This is a genomic window from Holdemania massiliensis (assembly GCF_022440805.1).
Taxonomy (GTDB): Bacteria; Bacillota_I; Bacilli_A; order Erysipelotrichales; family Erysipelotrichaceae; genus Holdemania; species Holdemania massiliensis_A.
Genome location: NZ_JAKNTK010000001.1, coordinates 4,089,724 through 4,115,777 on the forward strand (window position 1 = coordinate 4,089,724; position 26,054 = coordinate 4,115,777).

Genomic DNA, 26,054 nt, shown 5'->3' on the forward strand with positions numbered 1-26,054 from the left:
GTCTTAACGGCAAATCTTTCTGTCATTTCCTTGAATTGTTGAGTTAAAATAAAAAAAAGGTAGGATCGGTTATGATTAAATGGATTGTCAGTGATTTGGATGGAACGCTTTTTGATGGGCATGGCGAAACGGTACTGGATCTCAGCGCTGAGAATGAGGCGGCACTGCGGGAAATTCAGCAGGCTGGAATTGAGTTCAGCGCGGCCAGCGGACGGATGATCGGTTACAGCATTCACCTGATGAAAAAATATGGATTTTCCAAGATCCGCGCAGCTGGGTTTAATGGGGCTGTCGGATATGATCAGGGAAAATGGGTGGCTGTGCGGGCTTTGAAGCGGGAAACCCTCGGTCAGATCATTCAGCTTTTACGGTCGGAATGCCCGCAGTTGGAAACGCTTCAGATTCAAGGAATGAATTCCGAACGGATTTTTACGTCTCTGGATCATCCCGCAGCCCTGCGCTATCGCCAGGAATGCGCCAAAACAGGAATTGGTCAGGTCATGGATTTCACGGTGGATCAATATCTCGAACGGGATCGGGGTCTTCTTACCGGCAAATTATCCGCTCAGTTCAATTCCCCAGCCGCCTGTCAAGCCGTTTATCATCGGCTGAGTCATCAATTCCATGATCAATGTCTGATTCATCGAAGCGGCGACCGGCTGCTAGAAATCGGAAATTGTTTAGCTCACAAAGGACTCTTTCTTGCCTATCTCAAAGAAACCTATCAGCTGCAGCCGCAGGAAATGGCCGTGATCGGTGATTCGCTCAACGATGCTGAAATGTTTTCGGAAGCGCAGCATACCTTTGCGATGAAAAGCGGCAGCGAAGAACTGCAGCGTCTGGCGGCGCATACCGTCGATTCCGCAGCCCAGGCCATGCGCTGGTGCATCGCTTACAATCAGAATGAACAACGGGAAAGAGAAAATTTGTTTTCAGCCAAGGCTTAAGCTTTGGCTAGGATCGACGTCAGTGTGAAATGCATGGCGTCTTTTTCTTTGCAAGGGAAGCTGAATCCGCTTAAGATTAAACCAAATTTTGAAATGCTGGACTCCTGGATTTCTTCTATACTGATAAAGAATTCCATCAGGAGGATACAATCATGAAAATTTCTGAAGTTTTAACTCAGCTTATGGCCTGGCATGAACCTTTTGAACCTTCCGCACACGACAGCCGCGATCAAATATTAGTTGGCGATCCGGATCAGGAATGCACTGGAATCGGCGTGACGGTCTGCGCGACTTATGAAGTGCTGGAAGCGGCCGTCCAGCAGCATCTCAACCTGATCATCAGTCATGAATCGATCTTTTTCGGCAGCAGCAATACCGAAGACATGCTTCAGTCCAACGAAGTCGCCAGAAAGAAGAAACAATTTGCCGAACAGCACGGCCTTGTGGTTTGGCGTGATCATGACCGGCTGCATGGCAACGGACAGCCCTTTCATCCAAAGCGCGTCAATCCCGATTACATTTTTACTGGGATCATGAAGGAACTGGGGTGGGAAAATCAGGTGGCGGATGATCCGCTGAAGCCGCTGCTTTATCAAATTGCCCCCATCTCCGCCCGTCAGCTGGCTGACTTTCTGATGGATCGTTTTCAGCTCAACGGACTGCGGGTTGTCGGCAATCTCGATTGTCAGGTATCCACGGTCTTATTCTGTGAACATGTGATGGGATCCGCTAAAGACAAAGAAATCATCCAGCGGGCTCAGCAGGCCGACGCCCTCATCCCCTTTGAAATCTGCGATTATACCTTAACCCAATATGTCAAGGACGCCGCAGCCCAGGGTGAATCCAAAGTTTTGTTGGAAATGGGACATTTTAACTGTGAAGAGCTGGGAATGAAAGCCATGGCCCGATGGCTGCCGGAAGTTATTCAACAGCCGCTGCCGATTACTTTTCTGCCGGCTCAGGACTTGTTCCACTATCTTCTTTCCGCTAAAGCTTGATTTTTTGTTCCGCTGCCTCTGAATTTTCCTGGATTCGTCTGCCAAATCGAACGGGAAAAGCTTATAATAAGAGGCAGAGGGATAACAATCATGCTTACTGCAATCGAAAGAAAAATTTTACAGCACATCTCTTACAGCGAGGGTTATGTCAGCGGGGAAGAATTAAGCAAACTGTGCAATGTTTCGATCAATACGATCCGCAAGGAAATCGAATTGATCAATCAGGAACTCACTCACAGAGGATGTACGATTGAAACGAAAGTCGCAGTTGGCTATTCTTTGATCGTTCAGGATCCGGAAATCGCCGCGAGTTTTCTGACGCAGTCGCTGAAAGAATTCCGGCGTTTTGACTATTTGAACTATGCTGAGTATTCCACGGCTTATCTAATTACCTTGAAACTTCTGACCGCCTCCGCCTATACCTCGATTGAATCGCTGGTCGACGCGTTATTCTGTTCCCGCAGTACGATTTTGCGAACTTTGGAGCAAGTCCAGACGATCCTCTCGCCGTTTGAGCTGGAAGTCAAAGTCCGGCGCAACTACGGCTTAATCCTGCAGGGCAGCGAATGGTCAAAGCGGCTTTGTTTGATTTTCATGCATAAAGTTTTCGTCCATGAAAACAAGCCGAAGATTTATTCAGGAACCTTCGGCGCTTTGTTTTTAAATCAGACGGATTATCCGCAGACGCTGATGGATCAGGTTCAGACTTATTTCGGCAATCATTCCGACATCACCATTCCCAATATCCATCTGATCAAGATTGTTCAGTACATTCTTCTAGCCCGGACTCGCTCTTATCATGCGGATGAAATCGATTATTCCCCGGATCAGCGTCAGAAAATCCAAAGCTTGCCGGCCTATCAGGCTGCCAATCAGCTATATAGCTTGCTTCCGGCGTATTTCCAGGAAAATCTGCAGGAAACTGACCGGTTGTCCCTGGCTGTGATGATCGCCTGCTGCATGACATTAAGAAGCACCGCTTTCATACCGGAGCCGCAGCGCCAGGCAATAATGACAGAAGTGCAGGAAATCTTGGCTTTCCTATCTCATTATTATGAATTAGACGGTTGTTTTGACGATCCTTTTTATGATGCCTTTGCCTGTTACCTCTATTGTCTGCATCTGAAAAAGGAGTTTCACTTCTCAACGGATTCGGAAGAGTTGACAACCTCCACGAAAGTCGGCTTATGGACAGCCGAGCTGTGCTCCTTATTTGCTTTATTCTATAAACAGAAATATGCGGTTCAGCTGGACGAAACAGACCTCACTGAGGCTTATTACATTCTAAACGCCGCAATCTATAAGCAGAATTATACCTTTGACAAGATGAAGGTCGCGGTTGTTTCCCGACAGGGTCGTTACTACAGTGAAAGCTTCGCGGTCCGGCTGATGATGCAGGCCAGCCGTTATCTGCGGCAGATCGAGATTTTGGAAGTAACAGAATTGTTTGATCCTTCCAAAACGGATTATGATGCGATCCTGACCGATCTGTATCCCGGTTCGCTGCCAGCTTGCGCCAAAACGGTGATTGAACTAAACCATCATCCCAACGATGCGGTTTTTGAAGATTTAGCTCAGTTCCTTGTCTGCGATCTGAACCGCAAAGCACTCCCATTGTTTCCAAAACAGAACTTCCACAAGACACATTTTTCTGATAAGCAGGCTGTCTATCATGCGATTTATAAACAAGTTCAGAATCAATTCAGCGATCAAGAGGAGTTCTTCCGTGATTTAGAGCTGCGTGACAGTTTTATCAGCAATGAGAAGAAACATGATCTGGTCTTGATTACCACGCTTGCCCTACGTACTCAGCAGCCCTGCTTTGAGGTGTTTGTCAACCGCAAGCCGATTTCTTGGAATCAAAACAAGGCACGCGTCTTTATTTTCTATCAATATGGCAACGGATGCCGAGAGAATGTCCAGAAGATAAGTCATCTGTTAAAGCAGTTCATCCATCAGAATCCCTTGTTTCTCAATACGCTCTATGATCAAAGCTATGAAGATATCGTATCCAATTTTAATATTCTTTAGCCTTGAGTAATGCAGAAATTATGCGAAAAACAGAAGATTGAAAGTCTCTTCGCAGACTTCTTCTGCTTTTTTTTGCAGTTTTACGCCCTCAGTTTTAAGGGAAGCCATCGCCTTCTGCAGCCTTATTTCATCGGCTGTGTATTAGAACCGCTCAGGACTGTCATTGTCTGAGGGTTTTATATGTTTCTTATTAACCATACCTATAAAGAGCACTCTTCACTTATTTATAAGGGATTATCAAAGGAAAGATCTGTCACTCAAGCAAAGCAATTCTACCAATTAAAAATAAATATACTTTAGAGTATAATACTTATAAGTATATTAATGCTTGAGAGGCTGTTATGACCTTGGATTCAAGAAGAAACCACAAAAAGATCTTCAATGCAGGAAGTTCCCTGAATCGAAGATCTTTTTTATGGATTTTCAAAAAATGAATTCTATTCTTCAGTAAACTGATGCTTATAAACCCGATCCGGGCTGTATCGCAGTGCTGTCCATTGATGAATGTTTTTGGTGCGGGAAACATGCCGCTGTCCATCCCGCTCAAATACCCGCTCACCATCGGAATTTTCCGGATTCTTTAATACCTGTTCAACCGTATTCAATAAATACTGCAGGATTAATGGGGATTGATCCCAAGCGCCATGCCCTGGGAAAACACCGTTGATTTCCGCAAACCGCGGCTGCAGCTTCCGCAAAGCCTCGCCCAGCGCTTCAACAGTGCAGAACTCACCGTAAGCCGTACCCTTCGGACGGCTGCCGATTCCCGTTGTATCGCCGCTGAACAAAATGTGATGATGATGATCATAGAAACCACATTGTCCCGGTGTGTGTCCCGGAAGCAGGACAGCTTCAACAAGATATCCATCGCCTAAATCAAACAAATGTCCATCTTCAATGCCGATAATCTCATACGGAACATAGTTCTCCTTGTGGTGTCGGTCAATGATGATATCTTCCTTATCAAAATGGGTATATACCGGCTCACCCGGCTGAATCCACTCATCCCAGACCTGAATCGGCTGATCGGTATTGTTAAACAGATAATCCCAGATATCCGGATTGTTCTTTGTCTGCAGATCCAAAACTTCGTTTCGGTGGCAGTACACCCGCTCAAACTGTGCGTTGCCGTAGCAATGATCATAATGCGCATGCGTATTGACAACGATCAGTTCTTTATCTCCGATCAAATGCCGGATCAAACCTTTCAGATCGCCCACACCAAATGACGTATCCACCAACAGCGCCTTTTCAGGGCCATCGACCAAGTACATCCAAACATCACCGGCCCCATCGAAGCTGTCGTTATACAACGCATACACACCTTCGCGGACTTGATAAACTTCGGTATACGGGTTGATCTCTGGATAAAACTGTTTCAATGAGCTCGTTTCCCGCAGAATCTTCATAAAGGACCAGCGGACTGGATGTTCCGTTTCCCAAACGATTCGTTTAGACTTTAAATCGGAATGGATCGGACGCGGAACGGCGCCCAAGGCTGTATTTTTCTTAAAACTTCCCGGCATACATTTTCCTCCTGTCTTTCTTGTTTGATTTCCAATTCTATTCTGTTAATAGCTTCCTGGTTTTCCATTTGCCGCTGAGATAATAAGCGATGCAGATCACACCGTTGACGATGCGGGAACAAGCCACGCCATACCACAGACCTTCATACCCCATGTGAAAGACGTTGATGAAGATCAAACTCAGGCCGATCTTACAGATAACGCCATCCAAAAGGCCAAGCAGGAAGCCCATCTCCACAAATCCGCAGCCAGTCACCATCGCCTGGAAGGATCCGGTGATCGCTGAGGCAAAGAAATGAATAGTAAAGATCCGTAAAAAGGTCGTTCCCATTTCAATAACAGCTGCATCCTGGGTAAAGATGCCAAAGATGACATGCGGAATCAAAACGCACAGCAGCGATGAGAGACCTGCCAGCACGACACAGCAGCCGGCTGTGACCCAGGTTGTTTTCCCGGCCCGCTCCGGCTTGTGTGCTCCCAGATTCTGACCGATCATACTGGCTGCCGCTGTATCGACGCCGGAGATGAAAACCTCCAGGAACTTCTGCAGCTTGTTGCCCACACCATTGGTTGTGGAAACCACAACGCCGTAAGAATTGGCCGACGCATTAACCCAAAGCATGCCCGTCCGCACCATGAGGGAACGGAAAACCTGCGGAATGCCCAGGCGAACCAGCACCTTCAAAATCGGCATATCAATCTGGAAATAACGCAGTTTAAGTTCAAAATCAAAGTGTTCACGCTGAATCCACAGATAGAGGAATGCCGCCAAAAACGAACAAAGCTGGGAAACAACCGTAGCGATGGCCGTTCCGGCAGCCCCCATGTGGAAAACGGCGACCAGCAGAATATCCAGAAAAATGTTGGCAGCCGCCGCTACCAGAATAAACAGCAGCGGCTTTTTGGATTCGCCCATGCCCCGCAGCACACCGCAAACCGCGTTATAGCCGAAGATAAACGGATACCCCAAAGCCGTGATGATCATGTACTGCGACGCCTGCGACAGCGCCACCTGCGGACAATTCAACAGCTGCAGAATCGGCTGACAGAACAAAATACCCAATCCCATTAACACTAGGGAACAGACAATCGTAAATGTCAGAAGCGTTCCGACCGTTTTTTTCATCTTATCTTCCATGCCGGATCCCGCCAGCTGAGCGATATAGATCTGTCCTGCTCCGGCAAAGCCCATCGCGACCGGACTGACCAGATCCGCCATCTCGCCGCCGGTATTGACAGCGATGCTTCCAACATTGCCGACAAACTGACCGATGACCGATAAGTCGACCATCGAATACAGCTGTTGGACAATATTCGTCAGAACAATCGGAATCGCAAAGATCAGCAGTGTGGTCAGGATTGGTCCCTCAGTCAGGTTCGTGCCGACCTGCCTGCGTTTTCCCGCGGCTTCCATTTACCGGCTGCCCCCTTTTTTCAGGCCTTGAGAATCCAACTTAGTCATCATCATCCGGTGAGGACTCCGATCCGGCTAACAACAGTGCTCCGGCATCCTGAATCGCCTGACGGCCATTTTCCACAATCGTCGCCGCATCCACATCTGTACTTTCCCGCATTCCCAACAGTTCCAAAATCATCGGCAGATTCATTCCGACGATCAAGCGGATTTTTTCACTGACGATTGTCAGAGCCTGATTGCAAGGTGTTCCGCCAAGCATATCGGCAAAGATCAGAACGCCGTCACCACGGTCGACTTCCGCAACTTTCTGCAGCAGCTGATCATGAAATTCCTGCGGTGAATGATTCTCACGCAGCGCACAGATTTCCAGCTGCGGTATCCGGGAACCAAATAACATCGACAAAGAGTCCACGATGCCCTCTGCCATTTTACCATGACTGATTAAAACCAGACCTACCATTTTATTGCCTCCTCCTCTTGTGATGAGATTCCTTGTATAAAGGAAATCGTCATTCAACGATTTCCTGTTTCCCTTCTTGTTTTTTTGTTTGTTTCCGATTGACGGCAAGGGTCAGACGAAGCAGCCACTGCTTCATTCGCTCCTCATTTTCACCGAAAGCCTTCTCCGGGATCACCAGCTGGGTCTGATCTTCAAAAGCAACGATCAGAAAATCTTTCAGGATGAAATAATCCGCGAGCTTTTTTTCCGTGCCGTTGACTCTGAAGCAGCCTTCGTTTTCTTCAATTTGCAGCGCCTCCCAGTTCAGCTGGGAAGAAGCCAGTTTTCGTTTCGCTGCACTTCTGCATAAATTGCGGAAGAATCGCGGCGCCAGATAAAACAGCCAGAGTAAGGAAAAGGAAACGGCAATCACCCAGGCCCCTATCGAATGTGTCCATTGAAAACCAATCATCAACGCGGCGCACAGCGCCGGGCCCCAAAGCAGGGCAATTCCCCGCGGCAGGCGTGTCTGATGCGAGGAGCTCAGCAAAGTTTCATAGTAGCGCAGTGCATCCTCAGGACTGAATTGATATTGCAGCTGAAGCATAACCGTTCCCTCCTCTTTCTTAAGCCAGAATCGTTGTCATGTAACCGATAATCGCAACTGGGATCATCCACAACATGATCTTCGTTGCCGACCATTTCTTTTCTTTTACCAAATAGTACACGATGAAGCAGATGACCAGGGTCAAAATCTTCGGAAAGAAGGCGTCCAGAACATCGGTTTGGATGTTGATGCTGGTCTGACCGAAGGAAGCGACCAGTCCGGTCTTGACATTCATGATGCCTGCCAGAACACCGCCGATCACCGTGATGCCCAAGGCTTCAAAGGCCGGAATAACCCGTTCCTTCATATTCGAGCTGACTAACGTTTCCGCACCGATGATTCCGTATTTATAACCCGTCTTGAATAAGGTTAAGCACAGAATCGCATTGATGACCGTATAGGCGGCAAATAAGAACAGCGCACCTAAGATGGAACCTTCCGTACTTAAGCCGATCGCAATGGAAATCAGGATCGGCGTGATCAGAGCCTGAATCAGCGAATCGCCCAAACCTGCCAGCGGTCCGGCCAGCGCCTGCTTAATCGACTGGATCAGTTCGTTGGTGATCGTGTCGTCATGGGCTCGTTCAACTTCCATACCCAGAACAATTCCATAAATGACCGCGCCCAGACCCTGCTGCGTGTTGAAGAAAACTTCATGGTTGCGGCACAGTTCCTTCTGCTTTTCCACATCTTCCGGATAAATTTCATCCGCGACGCGTGCCAGCATACAAACCATCGAGCAGCCTAACATCCGTTCCCGCGTAAAGTTCATCGGGATTGACCAGTTGTAAGCCCAGAAGGCTTTGTTGACAAATTTCTTATCGCTCTTTAACGCCTGAAGGCGTTCTGTGTTCTGTGTCATCAGTCGTCATCCTCCTCAACGCCGGCCGCAGCCATCTTTTTATCCGGAGTGAACTGGAAAATCAGATAAGCAATAACGCAGCCCACAACCGTAATTGAAATTGTATCCCAGCCCAAAGCCGCGGCCAGGACAAAGCCGAACAGGAAATAAATCCACTGGAACGGTGAATGAATCAAGGTAACCATCAGGATCATAAAGCCGATTGCCGGAAGCAGACCTGTAAAGGTTGAAGTGATCGCATTGATCTGCGGCGGCAGTGCACTGACAATACTGCTGATGACGGCCGATCCGGCTAAACAGAATACTGGAACAATGACCAGACAGGAAACCAATGTCCAGATGTGTCCCGCAGCCGGGAACCACCAGGCTTGTTTAATTTTCCCCTTTTCAATCAAGGCGTCCTGACGGTGCAGGAAGCCGACTTTCACCAGGTTGCCCACGGTATCCAGAATGTTCTGAACAGCCGCAAAAGCCAAAGCAATCGTCAGACATTCTGCCGCATCGCCGCCCGAAACCAAGGTCAGCGGCAAAGCAAACCAGAGCGCAATATTGATTTTGGGCAAGGTTGCGACCCCGCCGATCGACATCTGACCGATATAGGCCGCCTGAATGACGCAGCCGATGATCATCGCGTTTTTCATGTCCCCCATGATCATGCCGATGATCAGACAGTGGATCAGCGGCTTGCTCATGATATTCATGCTCAGCCAGCCCAGCGGGAACATCCCGGTTGAAACCAGGAAGCAGAAGAGTCCAAGCAGAATCGCTTGAAGAATGGTGATTTGCATCGTATTTTCTCCCCTTTCTCTTATATTGAAATAAAATACTTAATGCTGATCTTTAATGTCCTTGAAATACAGCTCCGGCTGGCCGTCGCCCGGGAACTGCTGAAACTGAATCGAAATCCCCAATTGATCCAGTTCTTTTAATGCGGCAAGCTCTTCTTCATTAATCCAAATATCCCGGCGTACCCAGAAGCCATCCTTTTCCTTAGGAATGTTGGCGACATTGACAGTTTTCATCAGATCCGGAATCGCCTGGTAGATTTTTAACAAGGTTGATGGCCGGCGGGTGATGATCAGCGTGCGTTTTTCATTGATCATGCATTTGCGAATTGGCGTTAAGGCATCGTCAAACGTATGAACAGTTACTTTCACGCCCTGCGGCGCAGCCATTTCAAAAATACGTTTTAACATCGGATTGGTCGCTGTGGCATCATCCACACCGATCACCCGCGTGATTTTGTTGAGCGGAATAATTTTAGTTTGACATTGACCGTGAATCAGACGGTCATCGCAGCGAATAAAAACAATCATACAGTACACCTCTTTCTGACGAACTTGGCTGAAGCCAGGCATTCAAGCTTTCCCCTGAATCTATGTTTATTGTAAAGGAATTGGAAGCGGTTTCTTATTCAGGTTTTAATCTTTAATCAGCTATTTTTTGATCTGTCAAAGGCAGCATAAAGATGTATTCCGCAAATAGGGAATACGAGTTTTTGTTTTTAAAAGCAATCAGAAATCGTTTTAAAATTCAATGACTATGGCACTTTAGGCTGGCGCTTCTCAATCTGCTTTCCCATTCTCCGTTATTCGAAAAGCGGAATCATTCCATCGCTTCCTTTTCATTTGACAACAGACTGAGATCCTTCAACGCCGCTTCCACGGCATAAACCAGCGGCGTTCCCTGAAGCAGACGGCGCGCTTGAGTTAACGTCTGAATCGCCTTCTGCGGCTGATCATCCAAATAATAGGCTTTCGCTAACGACATCATCTGCTTTCCGCGGGCTGTCCCTTCTGACTGAGAAACCTTGTCCTCCAGAAGGGAAACCACCGAACGGTCAAACTGACAGATCAGTTTTTGATTAATCGCATTTTCCTCATGCAGTGCCTGAACTAAATCCCGAACTGATTCTTCTTCAATGGCTTCCAGTTCCCGCTGGACAACTGTGAACAATCGGGCGTCGCGATCCTGTGCAGCAATCTGACTGCACAGCTGCAGATAGGCTATTTTCTGCGGAAGGTTCAAGTGATCCGGTCGGATAGCCGGCAATATTTTTCTTACCTTTTCCAGATCATCGGCACTCATTTGATCTGTAGCCCGCAGCAAAAGCACCAGATTGGGATTCAAAAAGATCAATGCGGTCCGCCTATAAATCAGTTTTCGATAGGCTTGATAATCTTTGCCGATCAAAGCCTGTTCCAGTTGGGCATTCCAACTTTTCTTTATTTTAGCCGATCCCCAAATACCACTTAGGATCAAAAAAGCGGACAATACGAGCGAGACTGTCATCAATTACCCTCCCTTAATCATGCAAGATTCCTGAAAATCCTTTATAATGGAGTTCAGGAGAAAGAAAATATGCTTAACGAACTGGGAAAAACGCTTTTGCAGCAAATTGCTGCCTGTCACGATTACATCAGCAGCGAAGAATTGAGCAAGATCTGCAATGTTTCCATCAATACCATTCGCAAAGAAATCGATCTGATTAACGACTACCTTGAGGATCATGGCTGTTTCATCGACACCAAAATCGCTTCCGGTTATTTTTTAACCCTGGACAAGCCGGAACAGGCCAAACCGTTTCTGACGCAGATTCTCAAAGAATTCCGTCAATTCCGATATCTGAACTATTCCGAGTTTTCAACGGCGTACACCATTGCAATGAAGCTTTTGACAGCCGCTTCCTACACCTCGATCGATTCCCTGGTCAACAGTCTGTATTGTTCCAAGAGTACCGTTCTGCGTACCCTCGATCAGACTCAGCTGATTTTTGACCAGTTTCATCTGGAATTGAAAAACAAACGAAATTACGGTCTGTATCTGGAAGGCGATGAATGGTCAAAGCGAATCTGTCTGATTTTCATGCATAAAGTCTTTGTTCACGAAAATCCGCAGCGGGTGCGTTCCGGAATTTTCAACGCGCTGTTTCTCAATCATACCGACTATCCAAATCTTGTCCGCGACTGTGTGCTGAAAGTCTTCCGATCTCAAACTGAGGTTGCGGTGCCGAACATTCATTTCATTAAAATCGCGCAGTACATTCTCTTGGCAAAAACCCGTTCCGCCTATGCTGAACAGCTGCAGCTGAGCGAAGCTCAGAAGAAGCTGCTGCCTTTGCCGGTCTATGCGATTGCCCGACGGATTTACGCCAGCCTGCCAGCTTACTTTCAGGAAGGGGCCACTGAAACCGATATTCTGTCCCTGGCTTCCCTGATCGCCTGCTGCATGACGCTGAAGCATCCCTCACAAATTCCGGCAGAAGCACTGGAACAAATTAAGGGGGAAGTCAGCGAAGTCGTGGCCTTTATCGGAAAATATTATGACCTTCAACATATTTTTGACGAACGTTTCTATCAGGATTTTGCCTGTTATCTCTATGGACTGAATCTGAAAAAAGAATTCAATTTCGCTTCCGATGCGGAGAAGCTGCCGGAATCGACCCGTATTGGTTTGATCTCCGCAGATATCAGCTCGCTGTTTGCCCTTTATTACAAGGTAAAGCATGGTCTGTACCTGCGGGAAGTCGATCTGGTTGACGCTTACTATATCTTCAATTCAGCCTTGTTTAAGAATAATACTTATTATAATAAGATGAAGTTTGCGGTCGTATCCCGACATGGCCGATATTACAGTGAAAATCTGGCGGATCGGATGCGGGTTCAGTACAGCCGTTATATTCAGTCAATTGAGGTGCTGGAATATACCGAGATTTTTGAGCAGGATCTCAATCAATACGATGCGGTCATTACGGATATCAACCGGAAGATTCTGCCGAAGACGTACACCGGAGCTTATATTGACAGCCGACTGCGTTCTCTGCCTGCTGCCTCCAATTCGATGTCTGCCTTCCTGATTCAACGTTTTAATGCCAAAGCCAAGCGAATCTTCCGGGAAAAGAATTTCCACAAAGGCAATTTCACAACGCCAATGCAGGTCTATGACGCAATTTACCAATTGTATGAAAATGAAATTGGCGATCACGAACATTTCATCCATGATTTAAAGATGCGCAACAGCTTCATCAGCTATGAAAAGCAAAAGAATATCGTTTTGATTACACCCCTGGCCTTGCGTTTATCTCATCCGGTGTTTGAGGTCTTTATCAATCGGAAGCCGATGCTGTGGGAACATGCCAAAGCCAGCGTCTTCATTTTTTACCAACAGGGCGACGGCAGTCAGGAAAATGTCCAGATCATCTCGTATTTGCTGAAACAATTTATTCATCAGAACGAACTGTTTATCAATACGCTGGCAGATCGATCCTACAAAGATATCATTTCCATTTTCCAAGTGCTTTAAGAAAAAGGGCTGTTACGCAGGAATGCGCAGCAGCCTTGAGTTTAGAGAATTCCGAAGAAAGCCAGGACAATACAGCCGCCCATGATCAAGAAGATCAGCTTGGTCGGTGACCAGCCCTTCTGAACCCGCGAGAAGCTCCAGCCCCACAATAACAGTGACAACAGACCCGGCATGATCGAATCGAGCATGCCCTGGAAATCAATCGCTGCTCCGCCGATCACCGGCTGCAACGCAATCTTAATCGAAACGTTCTGGGCAATCAGCGCACCGACCATAATCGCGCCGAGGATACCCGCGGCTTCGGTAATCAGCGGAACGATGCCGCGTTCAAATGCTTCGGTGATCAGGCTGGTACCATAGCGGTAACCGGCTGTTAAGAAAATATATTTATAGACCAGAAGCAGTCCGCCATACAACAGCACGAACAGAATGACGCCCAGCAGACTGCCGTTGGCTGACAAACCAATGCACAAACCGGCGATGATGACGCGGTAGCAGTTGAAGAAGAAGCTGTCGCCGATTCCGGCTGTCGGCCCCATCAAAGAAGCTTTCAGTGTGGAAATCGTTTCTGTGATATCCTCTTCGGGATGTTCTGCCTGTTGTTTTTCCATGGCCAGAGCAATGCCGACCAATAAGCCTAAGAAAACCTGATGAGTATTAAAGAATTCTCCGGCATGGCGGTAGAAGGCTTTTTTGCGGTCTTCCGGATCGTCATAGAACATTTCCAGTCCTGGATACATGGCCATCGCAAAGCATTTGGACTGCTGGGAAACCTTACTGCTGGCCATGTTGGTGCCTAGGGAGAAGTAGAACGATTTATTCAGCATTTTTCTTTCTTCCGGAGTCAGCTTCGGTGCCTTATTCATAGAAATCATCCCCTTCCTGAGCCTGCGTGCCGATGGCGGATGCCGATCGGCTCTGCGCTAACTTATAACTGTTCTGGAAATGCGCGAAAGCAATAACAATGCCGATCAGAGCCAATGGCAAAGTCCCCAATGCCAGGTATTTAACCGCAACAAAGCCAAGAATGACATACATTACAGTTGTTGCGCCATTCCAGATCGCCTGCGTTGTTAAGCATAAGCCGACAACGACCAGCATGTTGGCGGAAGCATTCAAACCGTTGATGATGAAAGCCGGACAAATTGAGATGAAACCCTGAAGTCCTGCTTCGCCGCCCAAAGCGACTAAGAAGACGACAATCGTATTCAGCAGCTGGGAAACAAAGATGACCTGCAGCCACATTGCGATACGGAATTTTCTAACATTGCCGGTTTCCGCAATTTTCATAAACCACGGATGCAGTGCCAGAGCGATGGCCTGTGTAAATGGCTTGACCGCATTGATCAGCGTCCCGACGGTTACCGCTAAGGCTAAGCCGACGCCCTGGTCAGCACCAGAAAGAACAACGAAGCCGACAGCCAGGACGGAAGCGGCCTGATAATTGGACGGCGCTTCACCGCCAATCGCGGAAACTCCCATATAAACAGCTTCCAGTTCGGCGCCGATGATGACGCCGGTCGTGATATCCCCGCACATTAAACCGGTTAATGTACATAAAACTAACGGACGGGTAAACGTCTGCCATCCCAGCCAGTTGTCCGCAACCTGCCACAACAGATAAGCAAACGCAATCAATAATGCGTTGGTCATGAGAAACCCCCTCTTTCTTTAAAGTTTGGAAACGATCTCAGCGAAATTTTCACTTGGATTGGATGGAATCAGCTGAGAAAATACATGTCCCCCAATCTGAGCCAGTTCTTTGAAATAAACCAGATCTTCCGGATCGGAATTGACTCCCCGTGTCAGATTGACCTTATTCGCAGATTTCTTTTTGACGTAGTTGGCCACGTTCACTTCACTGATCGGCAGCGCTTTGACTAAAGCGACCGCATCCTTCGGATTGTCGACGATGATCAGAACCCTGACCGTATCGACACGCGGATCCGACAGCAGCTTAATCGCATCGGGAATCGTTTTGACTGCGACTTTCTTCCCAGCCGGCGCTGACATCAGCAGCGTCTGCGTGGTCAGCGGATCTTTTGCCAGTTTGTCGCTGGCAACCACAATCCGGCTGACATCCAGAAAGCGGGACCAAGCCGTGGTGATTTGTCCATGGATCAGGCGCTCGTCAATTCTTAGTTGAACAATCATAATGTCTTCCTTTCCTCCTCATTTTTCATCAGCGGGCATTCCCGCTGATTTCAACATCCTCATTATACTTAAAGCGCTTTCATCAAAAATTTCAAAAAGTAATAATTTATGGTTGCTTTTTGTGATTTTTTTAAGTGGAAATCAGGTCATCGCTCTGTCGATCATCCCATTAAAAAAACCGGTGAATCACCGGCCATGTGAATAATTTGAATCCTAAGAATGAAATTTAAAAGAATTCCTCATCCGTTTGTGGCTGAATCACTTCCCACAGACGAATCCCATCTTTCCCGGTCTGCATCAAAGCCTTCAAATCAAGATCTCCGCTTTCCCGCAGGCCCAATAGTTCCAGAAATAACGGTAAGTTCACGCCGCAGATGACATCTACCTGTCCCGGCTTCAGATACCGTGTGGTTTTATGGGCTGGTGTCCCCGCAAACAAATCCGTTAAGATCAAAACACCCTCGCCGCTGTCCAGCTTTGCAACAGCCTGACCGATCTGTTCTTCAAAGGCTTCGCTGTCATCGGTCATCTGATACCCCAACGCCTGCACCTGGGGCAGATTCTCGCCAAAAAAGATCGAAGAAGCCTGAAGCATGCCCTGCGCCATGTCGCCATGACTCAGCAATAATATTCCTTTCATAAAATCCTTCCTCTCTTTGTTTTATCCTTTTTTATTATACCGTCTCCCACTTTCTTAATTTTTCAAAATTTGAAAGGAAAACCCGGCAGAAAAAGAAAAAGAATGGAACTTCGGCTGTCCCATTCTCATTATTTTGTTTTCGTAAAGCGGATTAGCCTAAAATCAGTTTCGTCAGATCGGTCGGTTCTACGATTTCACCGTCTTTATAAACGCGCATATTGCCTGATGCGATTTCATCAATCAGGATGACTTCGCCCTGGTAATAACCGAACTCAAACTTGATATCATAAAGATCCAGACCTTTTTCTGCCAGCGTTTCTTTAACAATCCCTGAAATTTTCTGCGTCATGGCTTTCATTTCCGCATACTGATCCAGAGTCATCACGCCGATGGCTTCCAGACCATCCGGTGTGATCAGCGGATCGCCCAGGTCGTCATCCTTCAATGTGGTTTCAACATATGCGTTTAACGGTGTACCGCTTTCCATGTAAGCACCGTAGCGACGGATAAAGCTTCCGACCGCACGATAGCGGCAGATCACTTCCAAGCCCTTGCCGAAAACTTCCGCCGGCAGGACTTCCATCGTTGCATTCTCAATATCTGCGCTGACATAGTGCGTTTTAACACCTGCCTTCTTCAGAATTTCGAAGAAATAAACTGAAACTTTCAGATTCTCACGACCAATGCCTTCGATCTGAAGTCCAACTGTGTTCGCTCCCGGATCGAATACGCCGTCAGTTCCGGTGCAGTCATCCTTGAACTTCAGCTGATAGTTGCCGTTGTCTAATGCATAAACATCTTTTGTCTTACCTGTGTAAACTTTATTCATGCCTTTTCCTCCATATAATGCAGAACTAGTTTAGCACAGTTACTGCCATTCGGCACAAAAATTTACGGTAATTTCAAGGTTTTTCTTGTTTTTCTCCGCTGGTTGGTTATGGAAGCGATTTCGTGACTTCCTGAAAGCTTCCTGAAGATCCGTCATACTGTTTAACAAAGGGATCTCGATGCTTTGCGATAAACTAGCGATCCTGTTTATCCCTTACGATTTCCGCAATTTCCGGAATCGAATGTCCGGCTAACCGCAGCTGCCGGATCTCTTCAATCCGTTGGATGGCTTCCGTGCGGCGGTAGCGGCGCGTCAGATTTTCCTCCGCCTGTTCAAACGGAATCATGCCTTCTTCGGTATAAAATTTCAGCGTGCTGTAACGAACATTCGTCAGCCGCACCAATTCCCCGATCGTCACCCATTCCGCCTGCTGGATTACTTCCAGGCTTCTTTGCCGGCCCATGGTCAGCCGCTCCTTACGCCGTAGCGGCAATCACGGCAATCAACGTATCCACCGAGTCGATCATTTCGTTGATCAGCTTGTTCTCCGGGGCTTTCCGCAATTCTTTCAGCCGCTGCTTCAACATTTTCGCCTCGTAGGCAGAGAAATATTTTTTCAGAAGCGAGGTCTTATCCAAAAGACAGCCCAGCAGCACTGTTTCCTCACTGATCTGACCTTCTTCTAAAAACTCAGCACGAATTTTCTGAATGACGCGATCTTTTTCTTCAGCTTTGACCGTGCGGTATTCCTTTGTTCCCAGCAAGCCTTTTTTCACTGTCGTTTCCAGCAGATTTGCTTCTTCCATGACTTCCAGACAGGCTTCCAGCATCTCCCTACGCGGTTTTCCGGTCAGGGTAAAGGTCAGATTTCCTGCAAAATCAGCCACTTTCTTCCCTTTGGACTTCTTTACAATCTCAAACATCGGCTCCAGATAAACTGGAGGTTCACTTCCTTTATCCGTCAGTTGAAGTTTTTTTCCTTCCAGAACAACCCAGCCCAGATCGATCAGCTCAATCAGCTGCGCTGCATAGAAACAAATTTCCTTTTCTGTACTGAAAGTGGGAAGCTTTCCTTCCTCATCCAAGACACATAACAAATATTCCATCGTCAACGCTTCTTTATTCATCGTTTCCTCCTTGGCCTAACGGCACTGTCTACTTATTACTTACTACTTACGATTTAATAATAACAGAGTCTGATCTTTTCGTCAAATCTTTTCCTGACTTTCATTCCGAAAAAAAAAAGAAAAACCCAACTGGAATCCAATTGGGCCTCATCGTTTTTTCCCAAGAATAAAACGCGGGTCACGATAAAATGCGGCTAACAGGAACACCGCCATTAAAATCCAGGCAATCGGCTCAGTATAACACACGCCCAGATAACCCAGACTTGGCGTCAAAAGCAGTGTTGCCAAAATCTTAACGATCATTTCAATGCAGCTGGAGAAAATCGGCGCCTGACTTTTCCCCAGTCCCTGCAAGGCATTGCGGTAAATGAATAAGACTGATAAAGCATAAAAGAAGAAGACATTGATCTTAAAATACTGCCGAGCCGTGGCAATGACCTGCACCTCTTTAGCATCCACGACCAGCGCCAGAATGAAGTCAATTCCCCAAAAGGAAATCAGAATGCAGAATGTTGACCAGACAAAGCTGATGGTGGTGCAGCAGTACAGACCTTTGCGAATACGCTCGAGCTTGTTTGCGCCCAGGTTCTGCGATACGTAGGTCGTAGCGGTGACGCCGATGCTGATCAGCGGCTGCATGAACATTTCGATTACCTTTCGCGAAGCGGTATGTCCAGCAATGATCACCGCTCCCAGCTTGTTGACAGCGCTTTGTAAAATCACGGAGCCGATCGATACGATCGAATTCATCAGTCCCATTGAAATGCCTAACGACAGCTGAGCTTTCAGCATTTCTCTGTCCCATTGGAAATCTTCCTTCTCTGGAATCAGAAAACGGGTCTTTTCCTTGATATACAAAACACAGAGGACGACCGACAACCCTTGGGATATCAGCGTTGCGATCGCCGCTCCGCCGACGCCCATGCGCAAGGTCTTTAAAAAAACATAATCCAGAACAATATTTGTCAATGAAGCCAAAATCAGAAAATACAGCGGAGTCCGGCTGTCGCCATAGGAACGCAGAATGCTGGCAGCCATGTTATACATCATCGTAATGATCAAGCCGCCGTAAATAATAAAGATATACTCGATTGACATGCCCATGATTTCTTCCGGTGTTCCTAACAGCTTCAGTACCGGAATCCCGGTCACTAACGCGATCACCGTAATTCCAATCACGAAGATCAGCCCCAGCATCAGCGTGCCGGCCACCGCTTTTCTGACCTTATCCATTTCCCCAGCCCCGACATACTGGGCAATCGGGATCGCAAACCCCTGTGCCAATCCGATGTTCAGACCCAGCACCAATCCGGAAACAGAAGCCGTCGCTCCCATCGCAGCCAAGGCGTCGACCCCTAATATCCGGCCAACCATCATCGTATCCGCCATATTATAAAATTGCTGAAAGACATTTCCCAATAAAACCGGCATTGCAAACATCAAAATTAGTTTCAGCGGACTGCCTTCCGTCATTCGGTTATGCATTCGTTTCCCCCTCTCCAAAAACAAAATCCAGAACATTATAGCCTACTTGATTCACTCTCACAAGCCTTTTCTCTTCCATCAGAAAAAGAGCTGAATGAACTCGGTAAAACAAAAACTGCCGAAATCCGGCAGTTCCTGATTTGAAGCCTAAACGCTTCCTTTTCCTTTATCAGGCTGTTCAGTCAAAACTCCCTCGCTTTTCACTGAACACTCTGTGACTTTAATGCAGAATCCAATACAGGAACGCAACCAGGATCATCGCTAATTTAAACATTCATCATCACCTTTCTATTAGTCTGTGCTTATTTTTACTTAAGAATACGGAAAAAGAAGTCGGACAGTCTGGCTTCTCATTAGTCTATTCCATTGATTAGAATTTGGTTCCTGAACTCTTCCATCATGGAGGGGCTGGATCAATCCGAAACATTGAAGCTGAAAATCCAGCTTCCTATCTACATTCATAAAATACCAAAAAAATCGCAGGGCTGTCAATGGTTATGCCTGCGATTTGTGATTTTTATGTCAATTAGTTGACCAGCTTCAGCCGCTGCGTTTATCGATCCAGTTCAAATTGTGCTTCAGAGGGATATTTCTGTTGATTCAATTTCTCCTTGATCGGAATCCACGTTTCAACATCAATATCATAACAATTCGCGACTGCCAGAGCATAATACAGGATATCCCAGATTTCCTCTTCAATCGTCCCTTTGATCTGATCTGGCGAAGCGGGTATGCGTTCTTTGCGCATAGCTCTGGCCAATTCCCCGGTTTCTTCCACGAGCTTTAAAAGATAATCTTTTGCCCGTTCGGGATGATGATCCTTCGCTTTGATGTACGCCTGCAAATACTGAATCGTAATTCTTCCGTCCACGTTGCCGCTCTCCTTATCCTTCGTTATGGATTTCTTCAAGTGAAACTTGTTTTTCGTTAATATCCGCCAGCACCAACCGCGGATTCTTTGTCTTTAAGTATTGTGCCGCTTTAACTGCGTTATCCTTATCTTTGAGATTTACGCTCAGACTGCGCTGATCCTTTAATCCCAGGATCAGCATGCCATCGTCAGCACTTCCGCTTGCGTATGGAGTTTCCGAAACAGGTGCGATACTGCAGGAAACCAGTTCCTCATAGAGAATCGTATATCCACGACGACGGAACCAATAATAGGCTTTCTCTTCCCCCAGCCACAGATAATTTAACTGACACAATAACCCCAGGGATTCAGGCAAAGTCTTTGCCATTCGATCAATGCCGCGAAATTCCATCGCTAATAAAAGCAGAATTCCAATCAGGACAAGTCCCACTAAACCTGCCAGCCCCATTACGATAATCTGTCCAGGCCTACGCATCACAGCCAGTACAGCGATCAGCACGGCAATGCCCACCGCAATTAGATAAAATCGAAAACGTCCAAAAACATTCTTTCGGCATGCCTGCTTCCATTCTTCCCGTGTCATTTTTTCGCCTTCTTCTTTATCTTTATTATCGCATACTTTCCTAAGATTGTACTCAACTACTCATAATTTAATAAAATTCGATGAAATCTTCAAATTTTATATCAATTATTATAAGTATACTTATAATAATTGATGACAAATATGGATATTTGAGCTAAAATTATACAAAAGAGAGGTGTTTTGAATGGCAATTATAAGCAAAGAAGCCTTACTGCGGGTATTATCCTCTTATAATCCATGGTGGAAAATGGATACAGTCAATCCGAAATTAATGAAATCTTATAAACGTTTTGCTTTTTATGAAGCTATGAAATGGTTGAATCAATCAACTTTGAGACGCACTGTTCTCTTAACAGGAACACGCAGGGTTGGAAAAACCACAATTCAATATCAGATGATTGATACACTCTTGAAGAATGGAGTTTTACCACAGAAAATTATTTTTATTTCCATGGATCACCCGATGCTGAAATTAAGCGAAATGAATGAAATTTTGGATTGTTATCACGAAAATATATATCCTGATCAGGATGTCTATTATTTTTTTGATGAAATTCAATATGCTCAAAATTGGGATAAATGGTTAAAAACGATCTATGATATGCAGCCAGACACACAAATTGTTGCAACAGGCTCAGCCAGTCCGGCGCTAATAAAAGGAAATCAGGAAAGTGGAGCAGGTCGTTGGACAATTATTCAAGTTCCCACGCTGTCTTTTTACGAATATTGTGAATTATTAAATGTCGATCGGCCTGAGTTACCTGCAAATCTCAAAATTACCCCGCTATTAAATCAATCGCAGCAAGAACGTACTCAAATTATGCTTCAGCTATCTAAAGTTCAGAATCATTTTATTCGTTATCTACAAGTGGGTGGATTTCCGGAATTGGCCTTAGCTGACAATGATGTCCTTGCTCAACAAATTATGCGGGATGATGTTGTCGATAAAGTTTTAAAACGCGATTTACCCTCGATTTATAAAATTCGGAATGCGACAGAATTAGAAAGAATCTTCATTTATCTTTGCAACGTTTCTTCAGAAATCGTTTCGATTGATGCCATTTCGAGAGAATTAAATGGAGTTAGCCGACCCACGGTAGAAAACTATATTCAATATCTTGAAAGCGCACATTTGATATATCAAAGCTGGCCTGTCAATATCGCTGGCAAAAAAGTTTTAAAGGCGAGTCCTAAAATCTACATTGCAGACGCTGCAATCAGAAATGCAGTCTTAATGGATGATACCATTCTAAGCAATCCCATCGAAATGGGAAAAATCGTTGAGACAGCCGTGTATAAGCATGTTGCTGCATTCTATTATCAACAGGCAGCCTCCGTCGGGTACTACCGAGGTGGAAAACGGGGAAACGAGATTGATATTGTAGTTGAATGCTCCAATCAAAAAAACATTCATATTGAAGTTAAATATCGGGAGGGAGCTCCCATCCCAGACAATGACGCCATTGTGGAATTAAGCAAAGAAGCAGCTGCTTCAATCATCGTCACTAAAAATAGTGATGATTATGGTGTTCATCATACGAAAAATGGTAAAGACTTAATTCGTATCCCTGCCTTTGCTTTCCTTTATCTGCTTGGTCATGCCGAAAAACAGGGTTATCGTAGCATGAGTTAGTCACAACAATAATGCACATTTTATCTTTAAGATCTCACTTTCGATTTAAACGTAATAAAACAGCTGAGGCAGCAGGATTGGTTATCCGCTTGTCGCAGCTGTTTCTTTTTATCTTGAATTAACTTTCAAACTGACTGTTAAACAGTTTAGCATAGAACCCACGAGCTTGAAGCAGTTCGTCATGAGTTCCGGACTCAATGATATTGCCTTCCTTCAGAACCAAAATCACATCCGCATTTTTAATCGTGGAAAGACGATGGGCAATAACGAAACACGTTCGGCCTTTCATCAGTTCCAGCATTGCGTCCTGAATCGCCATTTCTGTCCGAGAATCAACATTTGAGGTAGCTTCATCCAAGATCAGCATTCTAGCATTCGACAACATCGCCCGCGCAATCGTCAGCAGCTGCTTCTGACCTTTGGAAATGTTGACGCCGTCATCGGTCAGCACAGTCTGATAGCCCTGCGGCAGAGTTTCTACGAAATCATGGATATGTGCCTTCTTGCAAACATCGATGACCTCTTCCAAAGTGGCATCGTCACGGGCATACGCGACATTTTCCTGAATAGTCCCCTGGAACAGCCAGGTATCCTGCAGAACCATCGTAAACGCCTTGCGCAGACTGTCGCGGGTCAGATTACGGATTGGATAACCGTCAACCGAAATCACGCCTTCATTGACATCATAGAACCGCATCAGCAAATTAATGATCGTCGTCTTGCCTGCCCCGGTCGGACCGACAATGGCCACCAGCTGGCCAGGATCAGCATGCAGCCGCAGATCATGGATGATCTCTTTTTCCGGCGTATACCCGAATTTGACATGATCAATATCAACCATCCCTCGCGTATCTATCAAGACCTTGGCATCCGCTTCATCCGGAAGCTCTGCCGGCTCATCCAGCAGTCGGAAGATCCGCTCCGCCGCAGCCGCAGCTGTTTGCAGCTCAGTGATGATATTCGCTGTTTCATTGATGGGTCCCGAGAACTTCCGGGAGTACATAACAAAGGAGGAAATATTGCCGATTGTAATTTTGCCCATCAGAAACAGAATCGCTCCGAACATACTGATCAGAGAAAGCGACAGATTGTTGACAAAGTTGACGGAAGGCCCCATGATGCTGCCTTCATAATCCGCCGTATAATACGCCTGACTGGCGTCCTCATTACGGCCGTCATATTTAGTGATAATTGTATCTTCCTGACCATAGGCCTTAATCGTTTTGTTTCCCGACAACATCTCTTCGGTAAATCCATTCAGTTCCCCCAGCTTTCGTGAACGCCGGCGAAACAAAGGCTTTACTTTGATCATTCGGTAGCGGGCAAAGACCAGGGTAATCGGAACGGTGATGACAAAGACCAGAACCAGGATCGGCGCGATCGACAACATCATCAATAATGAGCCCACGACAGTGATGACGCCGGTCACCAGCTGAAGAATATCACTGGACAGTGAAGTATTGATCGTGTCGATATCATAAGAAATCTTCGATACGATATCCCCGGTCTGATTGCGGTCAAAATAACTAACCGGCAGTTCCAGCAGATGTTCAAAAACCTGCTTGCGCATCCGATGTGTGATCTTTTTGGATACCTGCAGCAGAATGATCTGCAGGATGTAAGTTAAAACGCTGGAAACCACATAGAAGATGACCATCAATATACAGTAATAGAGAACCCGGTCAAAATTGACCTGACTTGGCCCCCCGATCGCATCAATCGCCATGCCGGTCAGTTTAGGACCATACAGAGCCAGCACGTTGGCAACGATCGTCGTAATACAGGCCAGAAGAAGCAAAAACTTCGATTCCTTTAAATATCCGATCAACCGCCGGATTGTCGCTTTTCTATTCAAGCAGCGCACCTCCCATCTGACTGTCGCTGATCGACGCATAAATTTCACTGGTCTGCATCAGCTCATCATGCGTTCCGCGTGCCACGATTTTCCCTTGATCCAAAACTAGAATCTCATCTGCATGCATGATGCTGGAAACTCGCTGCGCCACGATGACCTTTGCCGTTTCGGCAAAGTGTGTGTTGATCGCTTTGCGCAGCCGTGCATCGGTTTCATAATCCAGCGCCGAACTGGAATCGTCGAGCAGCAGAATCTTCGGATTATTGACAAAGGCCCGCGATAGGAAAATCCGCTGCCGTTGCCCGCCGGAAAGGTTAGTGCCTTTGGAATTCAGCTTATAATCAAATTCATCGGTTAAACTCTTAATGAACGGACGGGCCTGAGCAATCTGGGTTGCTTCATCCAACAGTTCATCGTCAATCGGACGGCCGAAAGCAATATTCTCCCGAACTGAATCCTGGAAGATAAAGTCATTTTGCATGACAATGCCGTATTCCTGACGCAGATCTTTCGGATCATAGCTGCGGATATCCCGGCCATGAATCCGAATCACGCCGGTATCTGCATCATAGAAGCGCATCAACAGCTGTAAAATTGTTGATTTTCCAGATCCGGTAGCCCCGATAATGCCCAATGTCTGTCCCTTTTTCAGGCTGAAGGTGATGTCTTCCACATTATCCTTAATTCCCAAATAGGAAAAACTGACATGATCAAATTCCACAATCTTATCATTCAGCGGAGAATCATCGGTGATGATTTCCATCTCATCCTGAGCTTTAAGCACTTCCTCAATTCGATCCGCACTCGCAATGCCCTTGGAAGTCATCACGAAAATTCGGCTGATCGACATCATCGCATTGGTGATAATCGTAAAGTAGTTGGTAAACGCGATAATTTTCCCGGTTTCACTCAAGCCGCCGTTGACCCGCCAGGCGCCGACGAGAATTACCCCGACCAAACCTAAATTCATAAACAGATTCATCAGCGGATTGATTGCCGCCATTCGGGTATTCGCTTTGAGTTCCTCATTGGCCAATCCCATATTCACGCTTTCATAGCGCTTTTTTTCATGATCCGCTTTGGACAGGGCCTTGATCACGCGAATGCCCTGAGCATTTTCACGAACAACGGAAATCATCCGATCCTGGGCCTGCTGCACCTTGGTGAACATTGGAATCCCTTTTGTCGCTTTGGAGTAAACCAGATAGGTGATAAAAGGCAGCGTTGCCAGCATGACCATGGCCAACACCGGCTCCATGATCAGGGTAATGATCATGCCGCCGATCAGCAGGATCGGAGCGCGGACGCCCATCCGTTGAATCATGCCGATCATCCGGTGGACATTGTACGTATCGCTGGTCAGCCGGCTTTCCAGCGAAGGGATGGTAAATTCATCACCCTTGCGGCAGGACAGCCGAATTGTTTTTTCAAAGAGATCATGCCGGATATGAATTGTTGCATCACGGGCTACCCGTGACGCCAGCCGGTTCGCCATGATATCAAAAATCCAACCGGCCACAGAAACCACGATCATGATCACACCATAGATTACAATTAATTGAACATCTTTCATGGGTACAATCGAATCGATGACATAGGCCAGCAGATACGGCAGCAGCAGCACCGCCAACGCTCCCAGCGCCTTCATCAGGAAGCTGATCGACATATCTTTCAGCAGCGGTTTTAAATATTTCTTCAAAAGTTCCATAACTGACTCTCATTCCCCCTTTATTCTCACTTAGTTTCCT

Annotated in this window: 25 protein-coding genes; 5 read left to right on the forward strand and 20 right to left on the reverse strand. The window is 46.4% G+C overall.

The window, feature by feature from the left end; translation table 11 throughout:
• Positions 1-71 precede the first annotated feature (71 nt).
• The 3 genes from MCG46_RS19035 (at position 72) to MCG46_RS19045 (ending at position 3,976) form a co-directional block, all read left to right on the forward strand.
• Positions 72-947: an HAD family hydrolase gene (locus MCG46_RS19035; protein ID WP_240281382.1), complete on the forward strand. Its 876-nt coding sequence runs from the start codon at positions 72-74 to the stop codon at positions 945-947.
• Positions 948-1,099: 152 nt separating this feature from the next.
• On the forward strand, positions 1,100-1,945 hold the full coding sequence (locus MCG46_RS19040) for a Nif3-like dinuclear metal center hexameric protein (protein ID WP_240281383.1): 846 nt from the start codon (positions 1,100-1,102) through the stop codon (positions 1,943-1,945).
• A gap of 90 nt (positions 1,946-2,035) precedes the next feature.
• On the forward strand, positions 2,036-3,976 hold the full coding sequence (locus tag MCG46_RS19045) for a BglG family transcription antiterminator (RefSeq protein WP_240281384.1): 1,941 nt from the start codon (positions 2,036-2,038) through the stop codon (positions 3,974-3,976).
• A gap of 437 nt (positions 3,977-4,413) precedes the next feature.
• Here the strand turns inward: MCG46_RS19045 and MCG46_RS19050 are convergent, their stop codons facing one another.
• From MCG46_RS19050 to MCG46_RS19085, 8 genes are all read right to left on the reverse strand, one after another.
• On the reverse strand, positions 4,414-5,502 hold the full coding sequence (locus tag MCG46_RS19050; protein ID WP_240281385.1) for an MBL fold metallo-hydrolase: 1,089 nt from the start codon (positions 5,500-5,502) through the stop codon (positions 4,414-4,416).
• 37 nt (positions 5,503-5,539) lie between these two features.
• Positions 5,540-6,916, reverse strand: a complete 1,377-nt coding sequence (locus MCG46_RS19055; protein ID WP_020225809.1) for an MATE family efflux transporter — start codon at positions 6,914-6,916, stop codon at positions 5,540-5,542.
• A gap of 40 nt (positions 6,917-6,956) precedes the next feature.
• Complete coding sequence (locus MCG46_RS19060; RefSeq protein ID WP_240281386.1) at positions 6,957-7,379, reverse strand: PTS sugar transporter subunit IIA; 423 nt, start codon at positions 7,377-7,379, stop codon at positions 6,957-6,959.
• A gap of 49 nt (positions 7,380-7,428) precedes the next feature.
• Positions 7,429-7,965, reverse strand: a complete 537-nt coding sequence (locus MCG46_RS19065) for a hypothetical protein (RefSeq protein WP_240281387.1) — start codon at positions 7,963-7,965, stop codon at positions 7,429-7,431.
• Between the two features lie 19 nt (positions 7,966-7,984).
• Positions 7,985-8,827, reverse strand: a complete 843-nt coding sequence (locus tag MCG46_RS19070; RefSeq protein ID WP_240281388.1) for a PTS system mannose/fructose/sorbose family transporter subunit IID — start codon at positions 8,825-8,827, stop codon at positions 7,985-7,987.
• On the reverse strand, positions 8,827-9,615 hold the full coding sequence (locus tag MCG46_RS19075) for a PTS sugar transporter subunit IIC (RefSeq protein WP_240281389.1): 789 nt from the start codon (positions 9,613-9,615) through the stop codon (positions 8,827-8,829). The genes MCG46_RS19070 and MCG46_RS19075 overlap by 1 nt, the downstream gene beginning before the upstream one ends.
• Before the next feature lie 39 nt (positions 9,616-9,654).
• Positions 9,655-10,143 (reverse strand): PTS system mannose/fructose/N-acetylgalactosamine-transporter subunit IIB, encoded by a 489-nt coding sequence (locus MCG46_RS19080; RefSeq protein ID WP_240281390.1) that lies wholly within the window; start codon positions 10,141-10,143, stop codon positions 9,655-9,657.
• A 289-nt stretch (positions 10,144-10,432) separates the two neighbouring features.
• The gene (locus MCG46_RS19085; RefSeq protein ID WP_240281391.1) at positions 10,433-11,119 is read right to left on the reverse strand and encodes a hypothetical protein; all 687 of its coding nucleotides are present in this window, start codon (positions 11,117-11,119) and stop codon (positions 10,433-10,435) included.
• Positions 11,120-11,188: 69 nt separating this feature from the next.
• On the opposite strand from MCG46_RS19085, the gene MCG46_RS19090 reads away from it, so the two are divergent.
• A complete protein-coding gene (locus MCG46_RS19090; RefSeq protein ID WP_020225802.1) occupies positions 11,189-13,129 on the forward strand; it encodes a BglG family transcription antiterminator in 1,941 nt (646 codons plus the stop codon).
• Positions 13,130-13,170: 41 nt separating this feature from the next.
• Here MCG46_RS19090 and MCG46_RS19095 read toward each other — a convergent pair whose 3' ends face one another.
• The 10 genes from MCG46_RS19095 to MCG46_RS19140 all read right to left on the reverse strand — a co-directional run bounded on the left by MCG46_RS19095 (position 13,171) and on the right by MCG46_RS19140 (position 20,818).
• Positions 13,171-13,995, reverse strand: coding sequence for a PTS system mannose/fructose/sorbose family transporter subunit IID (locus MCG46_RS19095; RefSeq protein WP_020225801.1), 825 nt, complete (start codon positions 13,993-13,995; stop codon positions 13,171-13,173).
• A complete protein-coding gene (locus MCG46_RS19100; RefSeq protein ID WP_240281392.1) occupies positions 13,988-14,782 on the reverse strand; it encodes a PTS mannose/fructose/sorbose/N-acetylgalactosamine transporter subunit IIC in 795 nt (264 codons plus the stop codon). Before MCG46_RS19100 ends, MCG46_RS19095 begins: the two co-directional genes overlap by 8 nt.
• A gap of 18 nt (positions 14,783-14,800) precedes the next feature.
• Positions 14,801-15,283, reverse strand: coding sequence for a PTS system mannose/fructose/N-acetylgalactosamine-transporter subunit IIB (locus tag MCG46_RS19105; protein WP_020225799.1), 483 nt, complete (start codon positions 15,281-15,283; stop codon positions 14,801-14,803).
• A 226-nt stretch (positions 15,284-15,509) separates the two neighbouring features.
• Positions 15,510-15,923, reverse strand: coding sequence for a PTS sugar transporter subunit IIA (locus tag MCG46_RS19110; RefSeq protein ID WP_020225798.1), 414 nt, complete (start codon positions 15,921-15,923; stop codon positions 15,510-15,512).
• A gap of 151 nt (positions 15,924-16,074) precedes the next feature.
• Positions 16,075-16,752: a phosphoribosylaminoimidazolesuccinocarboxamide synthase gene (locus MCG46_RS19115; protein WP_020225797.1), complete on the reverse strand. Its 678-nt coding sequence runs from the start codon at positions 16,750-16,752 to the stop codon at positions 16,075-16,077.
• A 193-nt stretch (positions 16,753-16,945) separates the two neighbouring features.
• On the reverse strand, positions 16,946-17,215 hold the full coding sequence (locus MCG46_RS19120; protein ID WP_240281393.1) for a helix-turn-helix domain-containing protein: 270 nt from the start codon (positions 17,213-17,215) through the stop codon (positions 16,946-16,948).
• 13 nt (positions 17,216-17,228) lie between these two features.
• Positions 17,229-17,879 carry a GOLPH3/VPS74 family protein gene (locus tag MCG46_RS19125; RefSeq protein WP_240281394.1) on the reverse strand — a complete coding sequence of 217 codons (651 nt, stop codon included), beginning with the start codon at positions 17,877-17,879 and terminating at the stop codon, positions 17,229-17,231.
• A gap of 147 nt (positions 17,880-18,026) precedes the next feature.
• Complete coding sequence (locus tag MCG46_RS19130; RefSeq protein WP_240281395.1) at positions 18,027-19,364, reverse strand: MATE family efflux transporter; 1,338 nt, start codon at positions 19,362-19,364, stop codon at positions 18,027-18,029.
• A gap of 553 nt (positions 19,365-19,917) precedes the next feature.
• On the reverse strand, positions 19,918-20,235 hold the full coding sequence (locus tag MCG46_RS19135) for a MazG nucleotide pyrophosphohydrolase domain-containing protein (protein ID WP_020225792.1): 318 nt from the start codon (positions 20,233-20,235) through the stop codon (positions 19,918-19,920).
• A 13-nt stretch (positions 20,236-20,248) separates the two neighbouring features.
• A complete protein-coding gene (locus MCG46_RS19140; RefSeq protein ID WP_240281396.1) occupies positions 20,249-20,818 on the reverse strand; it encodes a hypothetical protein in 570 nt (189 codons plus the stop codon).
• 184 nt (positions 20,819-21,002) lie between these two features.
• On the opposite strand from MCG46_RS19140, the gene MCG46_RS19145 reads away from it, so the two are divergent.
• Positions 21,003-22,451 carry an ATP-binding protein gene (locus MCG46_RS19145; RefSeq protein ID WP_240281397.1) on the forward strand — a complete coding sequence of 483 codons (1,449 nt, stop codon included), beginning with the start codon at positions 21,003-21,005 and terminating at the stop codon, positions 22,449-22,451.
• 118 nt (positions 22,452-22,569) lie between these two features.
• Here MCG46_RS19145 and MCG46_RS19150 read toward each other — a convergent pair whose 3' ends face one another.
• Positions 22,570-24,306, reverse strand: coding sequence for an ABC transporter ATP-binding protein (locus tag MCG46_RS19150; protein WP_240281398.1), 1,737 nt, complete (start codon positions 24,304-24,306; stop codon positions 22,570-22,572).
• Positions 24,299-26,014, reverse strand: a complete 1,716-nt coding sequence (locus MCG46_RS19155) for an ABC transporter ATP-binding protein (protein ID WP_240281399.1) — start codon at positions 26,012-26,014, stop codon at positions 24,299-24,301. Before MCG46_RS19155 ends, MCG46_RS19150 begins: the two co-directional genes overlap by 8 nt.
• Between the last annotated feature and the right edge of the window lie 40 nt (positions 26,015-26,054).